The 895-nt window shown below is 35.3% G+C and carries 2 protein-coding genes; both read left to right on the forward strand.

The annotated features are described in order from the left end of the window. Positions 1-3 precede the first annotated feature (3 nt). Positions 4-609 carry a cytochrome aa3 quinol oxidase subunit III gene (gene qoxC, locus KA894_RS14390; protein ID WP_096808058.1) on the forward strand — a complete coding sequence of 202 codons (606 nt, stop codon included), beginning with the start codon at positions 4-6 and terminating at the stop codon, positions 607-609. Next, a partial coding sequence (gene qoxD, locus KA894_RS14395; RefSeq protein ID WP_096808059.1) for a cytochrome aa3 quinol oxidase subunit IV occupies positions 606-895 on the forward strand: 290 nt, incomplete at its 3' end. The genes qoxC and qoxD, both read left to right, overlap by 4 nt.

Genomic DNA, 895 nt, shown 5'->3' on the forward strand with positions numbered 1-895 from the left:
GTCATGAGTCATGATGCAAACACTATTGATCAACGTTCGCATGAAGGTAATTTAAATAGACTTGGCTTTTGGATATTCCTTACAGCAGAAGTCTCACTATTCGGTACGCTATTTGCAACCCTATTAACACTTCAACATGGCGGAGACTATGGCGGTAAAATGACGACTGAAATGTTCGAATTACCCCTCGTTTTGATAATGACATTTGCGTTATTAATTAGTTCTTATACTTGTGGTATTTCTATTTACTATATGAGAAAAGAAAAAGCAAAATTAATGACGATTTGGATGATTATCACTTTATTATTTGGTGTTGTCTTCGTAGGATTTGAAATTTACGAGTTTGCACACTACGTATCAGAAGGTGTTAACCTAACAATCGGTTCTTATTGGTCTAGTTTCTTTATACTTTTAGGAACACACGGCGCCCACGTCTCATTAGGTATTATTTGGATTATTTGTTTATTAATCCAAGTTGGCATGCGTGGACTAAATAAAGACAATGCGCCTAAGTTATTTATAGTAAGTTTATACTGGCACTTCTTAGATGTTGTTTGGATCTTCATCTTTACTGCCGTATATATGATAGGGATGGTGTTTAGCGGATGAATACAATTGTAAAACACACAGTAGGCTTTATTGGCTCAATCGTTCTGACTCTTTTAGCAGTATTCGTAACCCTATACACATCAATGGCACTTAATGCTAAGATTACAATCATCTTTGGCTTTGCTTTTATACAAGCTGCAGTACAATTATTAATGTTCATGCACTTAACTGAAGGTAAAGACGGAAACGTACAAGGGTTTAAAGTTATATTTGCGCTTATCATTACTTTAATTACTGTTATCGGTACTTATTGGGTAATGCAAGGTGGACACTCAAGCCACTTATA

It is taken from the genome of Staphylococcus sp. GDY8P131P (assembly GCF_017891975.1).
GTDB classification, from domain to species: Bacteria; Bacillota; Bacilli; order Staphylococcales; family Staphylococcaceae; genus Staphylococcus; species Staphylococcus nepalensis.

Bases quoted from the DNA above. Each gene is read 5' to 3' on its own strand.
- qoxC (WP_096808058.1), top strand. From the start codon at position 4: ATGAGTCATGATGCAAACACTATTGATCAACGTTCGCATGAAGGTAAT.